The sequence below is a fragment of the Paenibacillus sp. sgz302191 genome, assembly GCF_057749925.1.
Genome location: NZ_JBYLHY010000024.1, coordinates 99,970 through 114,086, shown reverse-complemented (window position 1 = coordinate 114,086; position 14,117 = coordinate 99,970). Strand labels below are relative to the sequence as shown.

14 protein-coding genes are annotated in these 14,117 nt (G+C 50.2%); all 14 read left to right on the top strand.

The genetic code is table 11. The annotated features are described in order from the left end of the window. Window positions 1-11 precede the first annotated feature (11 nt). From fliR to AC3G2T_RS27570, 14 genes are read left to right on the top strand one after another with little or no spacing between them, the layout of a single operon-like run. Window positions 12-809: a flagellar biosynthetic protein FliR gene (gene fliR / locus AC3G2T_RS27635; protein WP_474683214.1), complete on the top strand. Its 798-nt coding sequence runs from the start codon at window positions 12-14 to the stop codon at window positions 807-809. Window positions 810-824: 15 nt separating this feature from the next. Beyond that, complete coding sequence (gene flhB / locus AC3G2T_RS27630; protein ID WP_474683213.1) at window positions 825-1,919, top strand: flagellar biosynthesis protein FlhB; 1,095 nt, start codon at window positions 825-827, stop codon at window positions 1,917-1,919. Window positions 1,920-1,942: 23 nt separating this feature from the next. After that, window positions 1,943-3,976 (top strand): flagellar biosynthesis protein FlhA, encoded by a 2,034-nt coding sequence (gene flhA / locus AC3G2T_RS27625; protein ID WP_474683212.1) that lies wholly within the window; start codon window positions 1,943-1,945, stop codon window positions 3,974-3,976. Further along, window positions 3,973-5,298: a flagellar biosynthesis GTPase FlhF gene (gene flhF / locus AC3G2T_RS27620; RefSeq protein WP_488437570.1), complete on the top strand. Its 1,326-nt coding sequence runs from the start codon at window positions 3,973-3,975 to the stop codon at window positions 5,296-5,298. Before flhA ends, flhF begins: the two co-directional genes overlap by 4 nt. Next, on the top strand, window positions 5,295-6,164 hold the full coding sequence (locus AC3G2T_RS27615) for a MinD/ParA family protein (RefSeq protein ID WP_488437569.1): 870 nt from the start codon (window positions 5,295-5,297) through the stop codon (window positions 6,162-6,164). The genes flhF and AC3G2T_RS27615 overlap by 4 nt, the downstream gene beginning before the upstream one ends. Before the next feature lie 52 nt (window positions 6,165-6,216). After that, entirely contained in the window at window positions 6,217-7,320 is a 1,104-nt protein-coding gene (locus tag AC3G2T_RS27610; protein ID WP_474683209.1) for a protein-glutamate methylesterase/protein-glutamine glutaminase, read from the top strand. Window positions 7,321-7,372: 52 nt separating this feature from the next. Next, window positions 7,373-9,436, top strand: a complete 2,064-nt coding sequence (locus AC3G2T_RS27605) for a chemotaxis protein CheW (RefSeq protein ID WP_488437568.1) — start codon at window positions 7,373-7,375, stop codon at window positions 9,434-9,436. Between the two features lie 58 nt (window positions 9,437-9,494). Continuing rightward, window positions 9,495-9,956 carry a chemotaxis protein CheW gene (locus tag AC3G2T_RS27600; RefSeq protein WP_474683207.1) on the top strand — a complete coding sequence of 154 codons (462 nt, stop codon included), beginning with the start codon at window positions 9,495-9,497 and terminating at the stop codon, window positions 9,954-9,956. Between the two features lie 36 nt (window positions 9,957-9,992). Continuing rightward, complete coding sequence (locus AC3G2T_RS27595) at window positions 9,993-10,580, top strand: chemotaxis protein CheC (RefSeq protein ID WP_474683265.1); 588 nt, start codon at window positions 9,993-9,995, stop codon at window positions 10,578-10,580. Then, window positions 10,577-11,071 (top strand): chemotaxis protein CheD, encoded by a 495-nt coding sequence (locus AC3G2T_RS27590; protein WP_474683206.1) that lies wholly within the window; start codon window positions 10,577-10,579, stop codon window positions 11,069-11,071. Before AC3G2T_RS27595 ends, AC3G2T_RS27590 begins: the two co-directional genes overlap by 4 nt. Window positions 11,072-11,074: 3 nt before the next feature. After that, window positions 11,075-11,476, top strand: a complete 402-nt coding sequence (locus AC3G2T_RS27585; RefSeq protein WP_474683205.1) for a hypothetical protein — start codon at window positions 11,075-11,077, stop codon at window positions 11,474-11,476. A gap of 19 nt (window positions 11,477-11,495) precedes the next feature. Next, the gene (locus AC3G2T_RS27580) at window positions 11,496-12,284 is read left to right on the top strand and encodes a FliA/WhiG family RNA polymerase sigma factor (RefSeq protein WP_474683204.1); all 789 of its coding nucleotides are present in this window, start codon (window positions 11,496-11,498) and stop codon (window positions 12,282-12,284) included. Between the two features lie 33 nt (window positions 12,285-12,317). Next, window positions 12,318-13,727 carry a flagellar assembly protein A gene (locus AC3G2T_RS27575; RefSeq protein WP_488437567.1) on the top strand — a complete coding sequence of 470 codons (1,410 nt, stop codon included), beginning with the start codon at window positions 12,318-12,320 and terminating at the stop codon, window positions 13,725-13,727. A gap of 24 nt (window positions 13,728-13,751) precedes the next feature. Further along, window positions 13,752-14,075: a hypothetical protein gene (locus AC3G2T_RS27570; RefSeq protein ID WP_474683202.1), complete on the top strand. Its 324-nt coding sequence runs from the start codon at window positions 13,752-13,754 to the stop codon at window positions 14,073-14,075. The last annotated feature ends 42 nt before the right edge of the window (window positions 14,076-14,117 follow it).

Sequence of the window (14,117 nt, the reverse complement as noted above, 5' to 3'; positions counted from 1 at the left end):
TTGTGAGGGAAATGGGACTCTTTATTCAGCTTTTGCCTAGCTTTATGCTTATTTTTTGTCGAATTACATCATTCTTTGTCGTGGTGCCGGTCCTATCTTCGCGCAATGTGCCTACGGTATTCAAAATCGGGTTATCCATCTTTATCTCATTGATTGTTTTCTCTGGCATGGGGATGGATCATTCGATAGCGATCGACGGGCAGTACATACTGTTAATTATTAGGGAAATGCTGGTCGGCATTCTTCTGGGGTTTCTTGCTCACATATTTTTTACGGTCGTCCAAACGGCCGGTTCTTTCATGGATATGCAAATCGGTTTCAGCATGGCGAATGTTATCGATCCTTTGTCCGGGATGTCTTCCCCGATGCTGGGGAATTTGAAGTACATGGTTGCCATTCTGCTGTTCCTGTCTTTCGACGGGCATCATTATTTCTTGAAAGCGATCATGGAAAGCTACCGCTGGGTTCCGCTGGATAACCAATTGTTTGACAGAATTTATGGCGGACAAATTTCGGATTTTTTGTTCCAATCTTTCGGCAAAATGTTTTACCTGGCTTTTCAACTTGCGGCGCCGATTATCGCTGCGCTTTTTTTAACCGATTTAGGGCTCGGTCTTTTAACCCGGGTTGCGCCTCAGTTCAACATTTTCGTCATTGGAGCACCGCTTAAAATGATGTTGGGTTTTATACTGCTAGTTCTGTTGTTTCCGGAGCTGATCTCGCAGTTTCAGGGATTGTTTTCTGCCATGTTCGAGTCTATGGAGAAAATGCTTCAGCTCATTGCGGGCTCACAGAAGCAAGCGCCGTAAGCCAGGAGGAAAGTTGTGTCTCACAAACTTCGTTTGCAGTTGGATTTGCAATGGTTTGCTGGAGAAAAGACGGAACCCGCGACACCGAAGAAAAGACAGGAAGTGCGAAAGAAGGGGCAAGTCGCCAAGTCGATGGAACTGCCCGCGGCCCTCATCTTGCTGTTTTCTTTTGTTTCTTTTCTCATGTTCGGCGGGTTTATGAAAGAGCGGATTGTCGGCATTTGCCGCAACATATTTGAGCATCAGCTGACGATGGACGTCACGAAAGGCAATGTGCAAGTGATATTTGCCGAACTTGTCACGCAAGGTCTGATCATTTTGGCCCCGCTTTTCTTATTGGCGTTAGTGATCGCAGTTATGGGGAATTATTTGCAGATCGGATTTATGTTTATCGGCGAGCCGCTGATGATGAAGTTTAATAAAATCAATCCGTTCTCCGGATTTAAACGGATTTTTTCGCTTCGCAGCATCGTCGAATTTTTGAAATCCAGCTTGAAGATGAGCATCATCGGGTATGTCGTGTATTCCACATTGATGGCTGAGAAAGTGAAGCTGCTCGGGCTCGGGCATGCACCGATCGAAACCGCGTTTTCGTTCATCGCTTCGATTACGATTAAGCTGGGAATCAAGATCGGCGCCATTCTTGTCGTGCTGGCCATACTCGACTACATATATCAAAAATATGAATTTGAAAAAAGCATCAGGATGTCGAAGCAGGACATCAAGGATGAGTACAAGAAAAGCGAGGGCGATCCTTTCATTAAAGGAAAAATCCGCGCCAAGCAGCGCCAGATGGCGATGCAGCGGATGATGCAGGAGGTGCCTAAAGCCGATGTTATTATTACGAACCCTACGCACTTTGCCGTAGCGCTGAAATATGATTCGAGCAATATGCAGGCGCCGACCGTCATTGCCAAAGGTACCGATCATATCGCTCTAAAAATTAGGGAAGTCGCGAAGCAAAACGGAATTTTAACGATGGAAAACAAGCCGCTGGCACGCGCGCTTCACGCGCAGGTAGAGATCGGCGAGGCGATTCCCGCCGAATTGTTCCAAGCCGTTGCCGAAGTGCTGGCTTACGTATACAGAATGAAAGGCAAGACTAGATAAACAAGGAATGGAGGTACATACTGTTGAGAATCAAAGATTTAATCGTCCTGGTAGGAATCATCGGAATCATTCTAATGATGGTTGTACCGATTCCTATTCCTTTGTTGGATTTTTTGCTGATTATTAATATTTCAGTCGCATTAATGATCATTTTGGTGGCCATGAACACACAGGAGGCCCTTCAGTTTTCGATATTTCCTTCCTTGCTGTTGATTACGACCTTGTTCCGGTTGGCGCTGAACGTTTCTACTACGCGGAACATTTTGGCGCACGCCGAAGCAGGTAACGTGGTCCGAACTTTTGGTTCTTTCGTAGCCGAGGGCAACATTGTCGTTGGATTCGTCGTATTCCTCATTCTTGTCCTGGTTCAATTTATCGTTATTACCAAAGGTTCTGAGCGTGTTGCCGAAGTTGCGGCGAGGTTTACGCTCGATGCGATGCCGGGGAAACAGATGAGTATCGATGCCGACTTGAACGCAGGATTGATTAACGAAACGCAGGCGCGCGAGCGCAGGCAAAAGATTGAACGCGAAGCCGATTTCTACGGAGCGATGGACGGTGCCAGCAAATTCGTAAAAGGGGATGCTATCGCAGGCATCATCATTCTCATCATCAACCTGATCGGCGGTTTTATTATCGGAATGACGATGAAAGGGATGTCTTTTCAGGAAGCGCTGCAAACATTTTCGATTTTGACGATCGGCGACGGTCTGGTCAGCCAAATTCCAGCGCTGCTCATTTCTACCGCTGCCGGTATTATTGTGACGCGGGCTTCTTCCGAAGGCAACCTGGGCCACGACATCACTTCCCAAATCACTTCACAGCCCAAGCTTCTATATATCGTTGCTGGGACGCTGGTACTGCTCGGCATTTTCACGCCGATTCATTGGTACACGACGTTCCCGATTGCCGGCGTATTGGTTTATTCAGCGATGAAGATGCAGAAGAACCTCGATCAAAAAGCGATCAAGGAAGAGCAGATGGTCGAAGAACAGCAGATCGAGGAAGTGCGCAGCCCGGAAAGCGTTATCGGCTTGCTGCAGGTCGATCCGATCGAGTTCGAGTTCGGCTACGGTCTAATTCCGCTGGCGGACACGGGGCAGGGCGGCGATTTGCTTGACCGGATCATCCTGATCAGGCGCCAATGCGCGCTGGAGCTCGGGATTGTCGTACCGGTCATTCGGATACGCGACAACATTCAGCTCCGACCTAACGAGTATATCATCAAAATTAAAGGGAATACGGTTGCGCGGGGCGAACTGCTCCTTAACCATTATTTGGCCATGAGTCCGGGAATTGACGACGATTCCATCTCGGGCATTGAAACGACAGAACCGGCGTTCGGCCTGCCGGCTTTATGGATCGACGAAGCCGCCAAAGAACGGGCCGAATTGTCGGGTTACACCGTAGTGGATCCGCCTTCCGTCGTGGCGACGCATCTCACGGAAATTATTAAGAAACATTCGTATGAGCTGCTGGGCCGTCAAGAAACGAAAGCGCTCATCGAAAATGTCAGAGAATCTTATCCTGCGCTTGTCGACGATTTGATTCCTGCCGTTCTGTCGATCGGGGACGTGCAAAAAGTGCTGGCCAAGCTGCTGAGAGAAAAAATTTCCGTTCGCGATCTGGTCACGATTTTAGAAACGCTCGCCGATTACGGTTCGTATTCGAAAGACCCGGAAATATTGACGGAATATGTAAGGCAGGCGCTGTCCAGGCAGATCACCCAGCAATATACAACTTCCGGAGATTCGCTCAAAGTGATTACGGTAGGCCCTTCCGTTGAGAAAAAGATCGCCGATTCGGTTCAGCAGTCCGAGCACGGCAGTTATTTGGCGCTTGATCCGTCTTCGTCGCAAATTATTTTTCACAGAGTCAGCGAACAAGTGTCCAAGCTGATTCAATCCGGCCAACAGCCGGTCATCCTGACTTCGCCTACGATCAGAATGTATTTGCGGCAGATGCTGGAACGCACGCTGCAGGATATTCCTGTCCTGTCTTATAGCGAGCTTGAACCGAGCGTTGAAATTCAGAGCATGGGAGTTGTCAATTTATGAGAGTAAAAAGATATGTCGTAGATTCCATGCCTGATGCGCTGCAAAAGATTCGTTCCGATTTGGGCAAGGATGCCGTCATATTGAATACGAAAGAAATTCGAACCGGCGGTTTTCTCGGCATGTTCGGCAAGAAAAGAATCGAGGTCATCGCTGCGATCGATGTGAATGCCGGCGGCACAGGTTCAGCCGTGCCTCAGCCTAAAATTCAACCTGCCAGACCGCCGCAGCCTTTGGCCGTTCCATCGATGCCGGCGGCGGCGTCTGCTCCGTCGAAAGAGCCGGTCTATCGTTCCGACTTCCCGGAAGTACCTGACGTTCTGGCTGCAGCCGTTCCGGCACGGAGAGAAGCTGCAGCCGTCCCTGCCAAGGCTGCTCCGGTTTTTTCTGCTGTGCAGCAAACTTATGCGCCGCACAGCGCGCCGGCGGCCGCAAGCGTCAAGGAGAAGGAAGAGCTGCTGCTCGATGAAATCAAGCAGATGAAGGAAATGATGCGCAAGCTCACGGTTTCCTCGGCTGCGGCGGAGGTGCTGCCCGAGCCGCTGCAAGTACTCGAGCAAAGGCTGCTCGACCAGGAAGTGGATCCTTTGCTGGCGAAGCAATTGACCGAACAAGTCATGCTCGATGCGCAGCAAAGCGGCGAGACGGTGACGGAGGAATCCGCCTTCCGGCTGATGCGTTCGCAGCTTGACGGTATCCTTCGATCCGGCGAGTGCAAGCGGATTTCTTCGGATACCCGGGTCGTTCATTTCGTAGGGCCGACGGGCGTGGGGAAGACGACGACGATAGCCAAGCTTGCTGCCGAACAGGTGTTGAAATACCAAAGGAAAGTCGGCTTCATTACTTCAGATACGTATCGGATCGCGGCGATCGAGCAGTTAAAGACGTATGCAACGATTCTCAACGTTCCAATAGAAGTCGTATTTTCCCCGCAGGATTTGGCAAAAGCATTTCAAAACCTGGAAGGCTGCGACGTTATTTTTATGGATACGGCAGGCCGGAATTTCAGAAATGAAATGTATGTATCGGAATTGAACGCCTTGCTCAAAACACAGGGAAACAGCGAAACGATCCTTGTTCTCAGCATGACGACGAAGTATCGGGATATGAAAGCAATTACTACTAATTTTAATAAATTCAAGCTGGACAAAGTTCTGTTTACTAAGCTGGACGAGACCGACTCCTTTGGCGCGATCCTCAACCTCGTCCATGAATTTTCGCTGCAGCTCTCCTACGTGACTAACGGTCAAAGCGTTCCTGACGATATATCGGAAATAAGTGAAGAGCAAATCATCGATCTGTTACTGGAGGAACCGGGAGCATGACTGACCAAGCAGAAGAGCTGCGGAACCTGGTACAAATACAAAATGAAAAAGGCACCAGAGCAACCAGGATTATCACTGTGACAAGCGGTAAGGGCGGCGTCGGAAAATCGAATTTTACGCTTAACTTCGCTCTAACGCTGCAGTCTCTGGGTTACAAGGTTCTAGTTTTTGACGCGGATATCGGACTTGCCAACATCGATGTGCTGATGGGCGTTTCTTCCAAATTCAGCTTGTATCATCTGTTGAAGAAGGAAAAAAGCATTTGGGACATTATTCAAAAAGGCGCCGGCGGCCTTGAGTTTATTGCCGGAGGATCGGGTTTTAACGATTTGCTTCGTTTGACGGAAGAGGAACTGGATTACTTCGCGGAGCAGGTAGCCCAGTTGAACGGATATGTCGACTTTATCATATTCGATACCGGCGCAGGCTTGTCGAAGGAGACACTGAGATTCATTCTTGCCGCCGAAGAAACGATCGTTGTTACAACTCCCGAGCCGACTTCGATTACCGATGCATACGCGATTATTAAAATGGTGAATGCGATGGGCCACAAGGTTTCGTTCAAACTGGTGATCAACCGCGTAACGGATTTCAAAGAAGGCAAGCAAACTGCCGATAAAATAAGTATGGTCGCCAAACAATTCTTGCAGCTCGATATTCCTACGCTGGGATTCGTAGATGACGACAGTTCGGTATCCAAAGCCGTGAAAAAGCAAATTCCTTTTACGGTCGCTTTTCCAAACTCTGCAGCTTCCAAAAGCGTCCACGCTTTGGCCGAGCGGTTTATCAGCGGCTCCCAGGCCGGCGAATCTGGGGCAACAGGTGTGAGAGGCTTTTTGAACAAAATGATAAGGCTTATGAAATAGGGATTCTTAGAGAGGCAAATTTCAAAGAAGCCCATAAAGGGAGGGAAGCAGCATGGCGTCTTATAACATACTTGTAGTAGACGACTCCGTCTTTATGCGCAGAATAATAAGCGATCTTATTTCTGAAAACCCGCAGTATCGCATTATCGGCACCGCCAAAAACGGCAAAGAAGCCATCGAGCAGGTGAAGCTGCTGCGTCCCGACGCTGTAACGATGGATGTGGAAATGCCCGAGATGAACGGTCTTGACGCACTTCAGCGGATTATGGCGGAACAGCCGACACCGGTTATCATGCTAAGCTCGTTAACGCAGGAAGGCGCCGCCGAAACGATCCGTGCGCTCGAATTGGGCGCCGTCGATTTTATCCGAAAGCCGTCGGGCTCGATTTCTCTCGACTTGTACAAAGTGAAGCAGCTGCTGCACGAGAAGCTGCAAATCGCGGTCCGCTCAAAGCTGCGGGCGATACAACCGCTTGCGACCAGGGTGATGCATCCTCCCGCGATGAAAAGCGGCTTGACGATGATGAAGCCCCCTGACCAGAAAGGCGGCGCAGCTCCCGCAGCGGGGGTAAGCCAGTTCGAGCATCTGGTGGCGATCGGAACTTCAACGGGAGGACCGCGGGCTTTGCATCAGGTGCTTTCGCAAATTCCTGCCGGCTTTCCGGCGCCGATTCTAATCGTTCAGCACATGCCTCCCAACTTTACGAAATCGCTCGCGCAGCGGCTGAACGACATTTCGCAGATCAAGGTCGTAGAGGCCCAGGAAGGCGAAGTGCTCCAGACCGCTACTGCTTATGTAGCTCCGGGAGGCTGGCACATGACAGCATACCGGGATACGTCCAAAACTTACAAAATCCGCTTGACGAAGGAAGATCCCCGTTCCGGCCACCGGCCTTCGGTGGATGTCATGTTTGAATCCCTGCTCGCTTTCAACGAGTTGAGGAGGCACATCGTCCTGATGACCGGCATGGGAAGCGACGGAGCGAAGGCGATGCTCGCTCTGCGGCAGCATGGAGCGGTTACCACGATCGCAGAGTGTGAAGAAACTTGTGTAGTCTACGGCATGCCGAGATCGGCTGTCGAATTGAAGGCCGCGATGCACGTGCTGCCTCAACAGGATATTGCATTGAAGCTGTCCCAAGCCGTGCTGACTTGAGAAGGCTGTGACAAGCAGGTTACTTATTGATCCTACCCGGAGGTGTGTGTGTTTGGAACTTAGTCAATATTTATCCATGTTTATCGATGAATCGAGAGAACACTTGCAAGCGATGAACGAGAACTTGCTCAGTCTGGAAAGCAACCCGCAGGACATCAGCATCGTGCACAATATTTTCCGCTCCGCCCATACGTTGAAAGGCATGTCCGCTACGATGGGATTTGAGGATATCGCTTCTCTGACTCACGAAATGGAAAACGTCCTTGATTTGGTGCGCAACAGCAAGCTGGCGATGAATTCGTTCATTTTTGACTGTATTTTCAAAAGTCTGGATTCCCTGGAGTCCATGGTGGAAGACATCATTCAGGGCGGGACAGGCAAAGCGGACGTGACCCAAATCGTAGCTTCGCTCCGTTCCATAGTCACGGGCGATTACGAAAAGCCGCAAGCTGCGGCGGCTGCGCCGAAGAAAGAGGGAGCCAAAGGGATTGAGGTCGATGAGTATCAATACTCCATTTTGCAGCAGTCGATCGATGCCGGATTCCTCGTCTTTTATATCGAGGTCAGCGTGCGCGAGGATTGCGTTCTAAAAGCGGCCCGCGCTTATATGGTATTCGATACTTTGGAAAGAAACGGCGAAATTGTCAAAGCGACGCCTTCGGTTCAAGATATCGAACAAGAGAAATTCGACCGTTCTTTTTCGGTTTACTACATTTCGAAAATCGATCAGGCTTCGCTGGAACAAGAGATTTTGAAAGTTTCCGAGATCGAATCGGCCGTCATCATTACCGTCGATTCGGAGTCGCTGGCCGAGATGTCGCGTCCGATCAGCGAGGTGGAAGCCGCCACACAGGAGATTGCGGCTGCGGTAGCGGCGGCAGTTCCGGCGGCTTCCGAGACGCCGGCGGCCAAGCCGGGTCCTGCGGCGCCAGCGAAGCCGGCTGCGGCTGGAGGAGCTCCCGTCGCCAATCGGACGATCCGCGTGGACATCGAGCGGTTGGACGCGCTGATGAACTTGTTCAGCGAGCTGCTGATCGATCGGGTTCGGTTGGAGCAATTGGCGAGCGAAGTGAAGCGCAACGATTTGACGGAAACCGTCGAGCATATGTCGAGGGTAAGCAGTGATTTGCAAAATATTGTCCTGAAACTGCGCATGGTTCCGGTAGATTCGGTATTCAACCGGTTCCCGCGCATGATCCGGGATTTGGCCAAATCGTTAAACAAAAAGGTCGATCTGGTCATTACCGGAGCCGAGACGGAGCTTGACCGCACGGTCATTGACGAGATCGGCGATCCGCTCGTGCATCTGCTCCGCAACTCGATCGACCACGGCATAGAGCCGATTAACGACCGCTTGGCCAGTCGCAAAAGCGAACAGGGCACGGTTCAATTGCGCGCGTTCCACAGCGGAAACCACGTATTTATTGAAATCGAAGACGACGGAAGAGGCATCAACCGCGAGAAGGTATTGAAAACGGCGCTGAAAAACGGCCTGATTACACAAGACCAGGCGGCGAAGCTGAGTGACAAAGAAGTTTACAACCTGCTGTTCGAGTCAGGTTTCAGCACGGCCGATAAAATTTCCGACATTTCCGGACGCGGGGTAGGTCTTGATGTCGTAAAAACGAAGATCCAGATGCTCGGCGGCCACGTACAGGTTGATTCGCGTCCGGGTCTGGGCAGCAAATTTTCCGTACAGCTTCCGCTGACGCTGTCGATCATTTCGGCGATGCTGGTCCGTCTGGGCAGCGAGAAGTACGCGATTCCGCTCTCATCTATCGTTGAAACGGCGGCGATTCAAAGAAGCCAGATTCGCAACATCCACGGGAACAAAATGATCGACTACCGCAATTCCGTCATTCCGTTAGTATCGCTCAGCAAGTTGTTCGAAGTTCCCGATTTCCTGGAGGAACAGGAAGAGGAAACCGAAATTGTCGTAGTCCGCAAGGGAGACAAGCAGGTTGCCTTAATGGTGGACGAATTTATCGGTCAGCAGGAAATCGTGTTGAAGACGATGGGCAAATATTTGACAGGGCTGTTCGCGATTTCGGGCGCAACGATTTTGGGAGACGGGCAGGTAGCCCTGATCATCGATCCGAATGCATTGATCAAATAGTGATCAATTAGATCAATTAGCCGGAATAGAGCCGGTAAACTCTAAGGAGGGTTTCACAATGGGAGAAGAAAAGAAAGTTATCGTATTTGCTCTTGGCACGGAAGAGTATGGCGTTGAAGTAGAGAAGGTACGTACGATTGAAAGAATGCAGCCCATGACCCGCGTTCCCAAAGCGCCGGAGTTTATTAAAGGCGTCATCAATTTGCGCGGCGTCGTTATTCCGATTATCGATCTTAGATCCAGGTTCGGACTTGAAACGCAGGATTATTCGGATGCGACGCGGATTATTATCGTATCCCAGGGCGAGTTTGAAGTCGGGCTGATTGTCGATTCCGCGAACGATGTTATCGATATCGATACGGACAACATCGATAACCCGCCTGAAATCGTCGGCGGCATCAAAGCCAAATATTTGGACGGCATCGCGCGCGTCGGTGAGCAAAGGCTGCTCGTTTTGCTTAATTTGGAGCAGGTGCTGGATCGCCACGAAATCCAACAATTGGAAAGAGTTGAGGAATAACAAGTGGATGTGTTTAAGGATTTAGCCGATTTTCAAATGGACGTGCTTAAAGAAGTGGGGAACATTGGCGCGGGGCATGCCGCTACCGCGCTTTCCACTCTTCTGGACAAGCCGATCGATATGTTGGTGCCAAAGGTGAGAATGCTGCCCTTTGAGGAAATTTGCGAAAGCGTCGGTGGAGCGGAGACTGTCGTTTTGGCCATCTTTTTGCGTGTCGAAGGCGATGCGCCGGGAAATATGTTCTTCATCCTCCATTTGGAATCAGCTAAAAATATTTTGAGAGACCTGGTGGGACTCGAAATTCAAAATGAGGACGAATATTCCGAATTGGAACTTTCCGCTTTGAACGAAATAGGAAACATTTTGGCCGGCTCTTACTTGTCTTCGCTGGCGGATTTCACGCATCTGAACATGCAGCCGACCGTACCTTCGCTCGCTATCGATATGGCTGGAGCTATACTGAGTTACGGCTTGTTGCAGTTTGGCGAAATGGGGGATCAGGCTTTATTAATCGATACTAAATTTTTGGAAGGGGAAAATGAAGTACAGGGACATTTTTTCCTAATCCCTGATCCGGAATCGTTTGGGAAAATATTCGTAGCTTTAGGGGTAGACTCTCCATGACTCAAGACAATTTGATCAAAGTAGGAATGGCTGACCTGAACGTCGCGCACTTGACGGGCGTATTGAAGACGACAGGGCTTGGGTCTTGCGTGGGCGTTACCCTGTTCGACAACCGCGTCAAGGTCGCAGGTATGGCTCACGTCATGCTTCCATCATCGGAAATCGCCCGCGAAGGCTCCGTCAACATCGCTAAATATGCGGACACCGCCATTCCGGAACTCATTGCCAGAATGGAGAAGCTCGGCGCAAGCATTAGCCGGCTTGAAGCGAAGCTGGCCGGGGGCGCTCAAATGTTCGCGTTTGCGGGCAATAACGACACGATGAGAATTGGGCCGAGAAATGTAGAATCTTGCAAAGAAATGTTGAAGAAGTTCGCAATTCCTATTAAAGCTGAGGACACGGGTGCAAATTTCGGACGCACGATTGAGTTCAATTGCGAGTCCGGCATTTTGCTGATCCGCAGTGTCCAACAAGGAGTAAAGGAAATTTAAGCCATGGTAGGAACAATTCGAATCAATCTGATCGTCGCTGCCGCAGCGGCCGTTGTAACTTTTGCATTGTCTATTGCTAATAATTTGCTGCTGACAACTTGTTTAAAAAGCTTGTACAGTTTTGTAATCCTGTTTGTCCTGACTTTCGGATTCAGATGGGTGCTTGGCCTGTTGGTCCAGTTTGAACAATCCAAAACCGTTTTCCCGCATGAAGATGCAGCGTCGTCGGAATCGCACATTGGCAACAATCTCGATTTGTCAACTCCAGAAGACGAGGCGGCCGGCAGGCCGGCGGATCCGAACGAGCTGCAGTTCGCACCGCTGAATCCGCCCAAACTCGCTACCAAAACTAATTTGGACCCTGAACAACTGGCTGGTGCATTAAGGCGAATGTCAGAAGATTAAGGATGGTGAAACGTAATCCATGATCGTACAAAAGCAACCTCAGCTGGCTAATATCGAGCTCTGGCAGCAGTGGAAAGAGCAAGGATGGGTACCTGCGAAGCAAGCGCTCATCGAGAACTACCTACCTTTGGTTGATTATGTTTCAGGACGTCTTGCCATAGGGCTTCCGAAAAATGTTTACAAAGAAGATCTGTCGAGTTACGGAGTCATGGGTCTTATCGATGCCGTGGAGAAGTTCGATTACTCGCGAGGTCTGCAATTCGAGACCTATGCGTCGTGGCGCATCCGGGGGGCTATTATCGACGGGCTCAGACAAGGGGATTGGGTGCCCCGTTCCGTAAGGGAAAAAGCCAAAAAAGTGGAGGACGCTTACCAAAAGCTGGAACAGCAATATCTTCGCTCTGTAACGGATTCGGAGATCAGCAGCTACCTCCAGGTTTCTGTGGGGGAGTTTCAGCAGATGCTTCAAGATATTTCGATTACGTCGATATGTTCGATCGATGACCCGATCCGCGAGGAAGACGCCGAAACCCGTCTATCGCTGCTGATCGATGAGAAGGCGAAAAATCCCGAATCAAAAGTAAACGAATTTTTTCTCAAAGAATCTTTGGCGCGAGCGATTGAACGTTTGACGGAAAAAGAAAGAACTGTAGTTTCTTTATTTTATTATGAAGAGTTGTCCCTTAGCGAAATCGCGGAAGTGATGAGCCTGTCTCCATCAAGGATTTCCCAGCTGCACTCCAAGGCGATTCTTCGTCTGAAAGGCGCGCTTGGCCGCTTTAAGTCGCAGCTTTTTCAAGATACATAATTTAATGAGAGAGAACGAAAGGTGGTAAGGTCAATGGGTGAGAGGAACATGCCTTTAGACTTCTATATCACGATCTCCGTCTCCGATGATAAACTATCGGCATTTATGGAAATTAGCAATGTGGAAGACGGCTTTACAGTCAGTGTGAATCAATTGGAAGAACTGTTGAACGCCCATCATATCGTACACGGACTGGATCACGTACAGCTTGTACAGATTGCCGCTAATCCCAACCCTTTTTTGTTTCAAAAGGTTGTTATTGCCAAAGGGACCAAAGCGATCGAAGGTCAGAACGGCTATATTAAATATATTTACAACCTCGATAAATCGGAAAAAAAACCGCTGGAGCTGGAAGACGGCAAGGTAGACTATAAAGAAGTGATTTCGCTGAACAATGTGAAAAAGGGGCAATTGATCGGCCAGCGATTTGCCGCGACAGAAGGAACTCCGGGCAGAGCCGTGACAGGCGAAACGCTTTTCACCAAAGCGGGAAAAGAAGCGCGGTTCAAAATCGGCAAAAACGTGATTGCAGATGCCGAACAGTTAGCCCTTTATGCCGCTATTGACGGCATGGTCGTCAAAACCGACCGCGACAAAGTCAATGTTTTCCCTGTCTATGAAGTTAACGGGGATGTCGATTACAACATCGGCAACATCGATTTTATCGGAACCGTCGTCATTCGCGGCAATGTGCTGCCCGGTTTTAAAATCCGCGCGTCCGGCGACATCCGCGTTACAGGAGGCGTCGAAGCCGCTGAGCTTGAAGCCGACGGTTCCATTGAAATCAACGCCGGAATCGTAGGGCAGAGCAAAGCTTTCGTCAAAGCGGGGAAAGACGTCAAAAGCGCGTTCATCCAGGATGCGACCGTGGAAGTCGGTGAGGAACTGCACGTAGCTCAGAGCATTATGCATTCGACGATCAGGGCGGCGAAAGCCGTCAATTGCAACGGGGCCAAAGGGTTGATCGTCGGAGGCACGATACAAGCCGGGGAACGGGTTACGGCCAGAACCGTCGGCAATTCCATGTCGACCACAACGGTTATTGAAGTCGGCGTGCTGCCCGAGCTCAGAAATGAAATGCTTCAGCTGCGCAGCCAATTGAAGGTTCATATGGAAAATATGGATAAAACCGAAAAAGCGCTGACTTTGCTGGACCAACTGGCTGCTGCCGGACAGCTCGGACCGGATAAGGTGGCGATGCGGGTCAAGCTGAACCATACGAAAAGACAAGCTTTGGAAGAGCAGAACGGCATTAAAGAGCGGATTTTGGACATCGAGAAGTCGTTGGAAGACTCCGAGCAGGCGAAAATCGAAATCCTTTCGACCATTTACGGCGGAGTGAAAATCGTCATCGGCCGGTACACAAAATTCATTAAGGACCCTACGAGCCGCGTGACTTTCCGCTTGAGCGGCGGCGATATCGCGATGATCGCTTACGTATAACAAGCCGAGAAGGAGATGCCGCGTATGAGTCTGAAAGCGATAGATATGCAGTTTGCGGTTCATAAGAACGATGAAGCGGGCATACGGCAAAATCAACTTATGCAGAAGCCGCGGCAAGATGAGGCTGTGTTGGAAAACCAAGCTTCGCAAACGACGGAGAGAGACAGGCAGCGAAGCGCGAAGGTTGAGGAGAGCGCAGGAGCGGAGATCAGGGACCAGGGCCACCGGCAGCAGCGGGAGGAAGGCGGAAGCGCGAAGGAGAAGCAGGAGCCGGAGAAAGGTGTCTCCCAGTCCGCTTCCTCGCACGAGCATCCGTACAAAGGTCATCATATCGACTTGACGCTGTGAAGAAGCTTTCCTTATTATATATCGAAAATATTTCGAAAAAGT

Bases quoted from the DNA above. Each gene is read 5' to 3' on its own strand.
- AC3G2T_RS27595 (WP_474683265.1), top strand. From the start codon at position 9,993: ATGGACGTGCTTAAAGAAGTGGGGAACATTGGCGCGGGGCATGCCGCT.
- AC3G2T_RS27580 (WP_474683204.1), top strand. From the start codon at position 11,496: ATGATCGTACAAAAGCAACCTCAGCTGGCTAATATCGAGCTCTGGCAG.
- fliR (WP_474683214.1), top strand. From the start codon at position 12: ATGGGACTCTTTATTCAGCTTTTGCCTAGCTTTATGCTTATTTTTTGT.
- AC3G2T_RS27575 (WP_488437567.1), top strand. From the start codon at position 12,318: ATGGGTGAGAGGAACATGCCTTTAGACTTCTATATCACGATCTCCGTC.
- AC3G2T_RS27585 (WP_474683205.1), top strand. From the start codon at position 11,075: ATGGTAGGAACAATTCGAATCAATCTGATCGTCGCTGCCGCAGCGGCC.
- flhF (WP_488437570.1), top strand. From the start codon at position 3,973: ATGAGAGTAAAAAGATATGTCGTAGATTCCATGCCTGATGCGCTGCAA.
- AC3G2T_RS27570 (WP_474683202.1), top strand. From the start codon at position 13,752: ATGAGTCTGAAAGCGATAGATATGCAGTTTGCGGTTCATAAGAACGAT.
- AC3G2T_RS27610 (WP_474683209.1), top strand. From the start codon at position 6,217: ATGGCGTCTTATAACATACTTGTAGTAGACGACTCCGTCTTTATGCGC.
- AC3G2T_RS27615 (WP_488437569.1), top strand. From the start codon at position 5,295: ATGACTGACCAAGCAGAAGAGCTGCGGAACCTGGTACAAATACAAAAT.
- AC3G2T_RS27590 (WP_474683206.1), top strand. From the start codon at position 10,577: ATGACTCAAGACAATTTGATCAAAGTAGGAATGGCTGACCTGAACGTC.
- AC3G2T_RS27600 (WP_474683207.1), top strand. From the start codon at position 9,495: ATGGGAGAAGAAAAGAAAGTTATCGTATTTGCTCTTGGCACGGAAGAG.